Genomic DNA, 3026 nt, shown 5'->3' on the forward strand with positions numbered 1-3026 from the left:
CAATATAGCTAAGCGACTTAATTTTGATGACATTATTTATATGAGCTATTCAATTGATTTTAGACGTAAAGTGATATTTACGATGGAAGAAGAAGGGTTGAGTATCCGAGAAACAGCGAAGCAATTTCGGATTGGCTCTGCATCTGTATCGCGTTGGATTAATCAAATAGAGCCAAAAGCATCGACTACGCGTCAGCGAAAAATCGATAAATCCGAGTTGATAAAAGATGTTGAACAATATCCAGATGCTTACCAAAAAGAGCGTGCAGAGCGTTTTGGCGTTTGTCAGAAGGCCATTTGGCAAGCTCTTAAAAAAATGGGATTGACCTATAAAAAAACTCTACGTCATCCGAAAGCCGACGAAAACACTCGACAAACGTTTCAACAAAAAAACAACAGTATGAAAAAGAAGGCAAGCATATTGTTTTTATTGATGAAAGTGGTTTTTCACACGATACCCCGCGGACTCACGGCTATTCCCCGAAAGGTCAACGGTGTGTTGGTCTCAAGAACTGAGGAGCTAAAGGAAGAACAAATGTTATCGGCGCTTTATTGGGCACAACGCTGTTTGCTATCGGATTATTTGATATCAATATTAACAGCGATGTTTTCTATGCATGGGTCACCCAAGTCCTTATCCCAGTACTTCCTAAAAACAGTGTAATCATGATGGATAATGCAACTTTTCACAAGAAACAGAGTATTCAACAAGTCATCATCGATGCGGGGCATATGGTGGAATATTTGCCTACCTATTCGCCAGATCTTAATCCAATTGAACATAAATGGGCAAAAGCTAAATGCAAAAAAGAGCGCCCGGATGCGACACAGATATTTTGTTCGCACTCAATATGGTGTAATCAAAATTAAGTCGCTTAGCTATAATGATCTGGGTTACGGCGCCGCCATTATGATGAAAAAACGTCCAATTGCCCGTTTGCTGGTACTGTTCAATCAGTGCTTGAGCAATTAGGTTGGTAAGTCGCTTAGCTATACAATGTGGTCATTAGCAATGAATTTTTGCGTTATTGTTTCGTCGAAACCCCAGTAACGCCAGTGATAAAAATTATCATTATTAACCTTCTTTTGTTATCTTGATTCTAATTAGGCGTAAGTAAAAAACCTCACATAAAAAGAGTCAAGAGATATCTTTTAAACATGCGAACTACTCAATAAAGTTATATTCCGTCAAAAAAGAAAAACATTTAGAACATTAAATTAATAAATAGATAGAATAAACTTACACATACCTTATACTAGCTGAGTGAAAAACGCAGATAGCCACTAAATCAATCATTCTAAAATGCTTTCAAAGAAAATTTTTATAATAGGATTTTTATGAAAAAAACTATCAAATTACTGCTCAAGATATTTTTTGCTTTACTCTTATCAATAATAATTTATTTTGCCTATTTAAAAATAAACAGTGATAAGTTATGGAAAACTATTAATCAACAATGTATTCCTGAGTTTAAAAATGGCAGCTTACAATCGCCATGTATCAAAGTTGATCAACAACACCGATATGTTATTTATAAGGATATAAAGGGGCCATTACATGATTTATTATTACCATTAGACAAAATCTCTGGCATTGAAAGTCCTATTTTGCAACAAAAAAACACAGAAAATTATTTCATGTTAGCATGGCAAAATCGGCAGCTATTTATTAAAGCAGCAAATAAAGCCATTAACGAGCAATATCTTTCTCTCGCTATAAACTCAAAATATGGTCGATCACAAGAACAATTGCATATTCATTTAGCCTGTTTAAAAGCTGAAGTGTATCAAATAATAAAAGAAAATGAAGATACTATAACAAAAAGCTGGCGGCCATTAAAAGAAAGAATCAATAGTCATCAATACATAGCTATTAAAATTCCCGCGACGGACATAAATAAAATATCACCATTTAATCATCTAGAAAAATATGCCGAAGAGCAGGGTGATAATATTGCCTATTATGGCTTAGCGATGATACCAAGCTCGCAAAAAAATGAATTTATTTTGTTGGCGAACCGATTAAAATTGCTCGATTATAACCTTGGATCAGCGGGTACAATTCAAGATTACCAATGTAAATTAAGTAATAATTAAAGCTATTCTATTCTTAAACATTAACAAAAAAGTGGCTAAAGTAATATATAATTAGTCGCTTTTTATATGCTATTAATATAAATTATTATTTAAAATAGTTATCGAATTCATTATATCACTACAACAAAATAACGCTTATATTGTTATCAAAATAGTAACGGTTCATGTTTTATAGTATTAAAAAATTAACTTAAACAATAAAATAATAATTTATAAAATTTTCATATCAGAATAAAAGTATAAAAATTATAACATAAGTCAATATTTTTGACTTAAGATGCATTGCAATATACTGAAACTAACACTAATATAATGAATAATTTTTTGCAATTTAGCTATTTTATAATAGACAAAAATGTTATTTATTTTATCACAATAACAATCCGAGAGCATAAAAAGTGATTTGATTTAAAAATCAATCTACGTGAAATTTTAATCAACTATCAATTAACAAAAAATAAATATTTTAACACCAACATCGAGTTTAAATTAAGTGAAACAATTAATAACATAAAATTATTATGGAGATGACAAAAAATTTTTTTACTTTACGCATCATAAACTCTGCATTTAATGCTGTGTTAATTCATTAAAATTCGGTGGAGGACTATGTGCGATTAATCAACGTAGCAATTATTGGATGGTGCGTTTCTATCATCATGTATTCCACTGGATTCTTTTGGGTTTGCTTTAGCAGTGGATTAGTCTCTAGCCTACTAATTATCTATTATTTTATGAGAAATATTTTGTTTAAGAAATGGGAAATTGAAAGTACAGAAAATAAGCAAAGCACAGAAAACAATCTTGAAAGCAAAAATGACAAGAAAACTATTATATGCTCTGAAACTTGTTTACCGGCGATATTGTCTCAGACGCAGATATGCAGCTGGGCGACTTTAAAATGATTATAAGTAATTACTCTATATCAG

The 3026-nt window shown here is 31.6% G+C and carries 4 protein-coding genes; all 4 read left to right on the forward strand.

Annotation, left to right across the window (positions count from 1 at the left end):
• A partial coding sequence (locus ARSQ2_RS12400; RefSeq protein WP_238334285.1) for an IS630 transposase-related protein occupies positions 1-664 on the forward strand: 664 nt, incomplete at its 5' end.
• Positions 553-870, forward strand: coding sequence for a transposase (locus ARSQ2_RS03130; protein ID WP_238334286.1), 318 nt, complete (start codon positions 553-555; stop codon positions 868-870). The genes ARSQ2_RS12400 and ARSQ2_RS03130, both read left to right, overlap by 112 nt.
• Positions 821-973, forward strand: a complete 153-nt coding sequence (locus tag ARSQ2_RS03135) for a hypothetical protein (protein WP_181994317.1) — start codon at positions 821-823, stop codon at positions 971-973. Before ARSQ2_RS03130 ends, ARSQ2_RS03135 begins: the two co-directional genes overlap by 50 nt.
• Before the next feature lie 365 nt (positions 974-1338).
• Complete coding sequence (locus tag ARSQ2_RS03140) at positions 1339-2097, forward strand: CDP-diacylglycerol diphosphatase (protein ID WP_181994318.1); 759 nt, start codon at positions 1339-1341, stop codon at positions 2095-2097.
• Positions 2098-3026 lie beyond the last annotated feature (929 nt).

Origin of the sequence: Arsenophonus endosymbiont of Bemisia tabaci Q2 (assembly GCF_902713415.1) — a bacterium.
In the GTDB taxonomy this organism is placed as follows: Bacteria; Pseudomonadota; Gammaproteobacteria; order Enterobacterales; family Enterobacteriaceae; genus Arsenophonus.

Bases quoted from the DNA above. Each gene is read 5' to 3' on its own strand.
- ARSQ2_RS03135 (WP_181994317.1), top strand. From the start codon at position 821: ATGCGACACAGATATTTTGTTCGCACTCAATATGGTGTAATCAAAATT.
- ARSQ2_RS03140 (WP_181994318.1), top strand. From the start codon at position 1,339: ATGAAAAAAACTATCAAATTACTGCTCAAGATATTTTTTGCTTTACTC.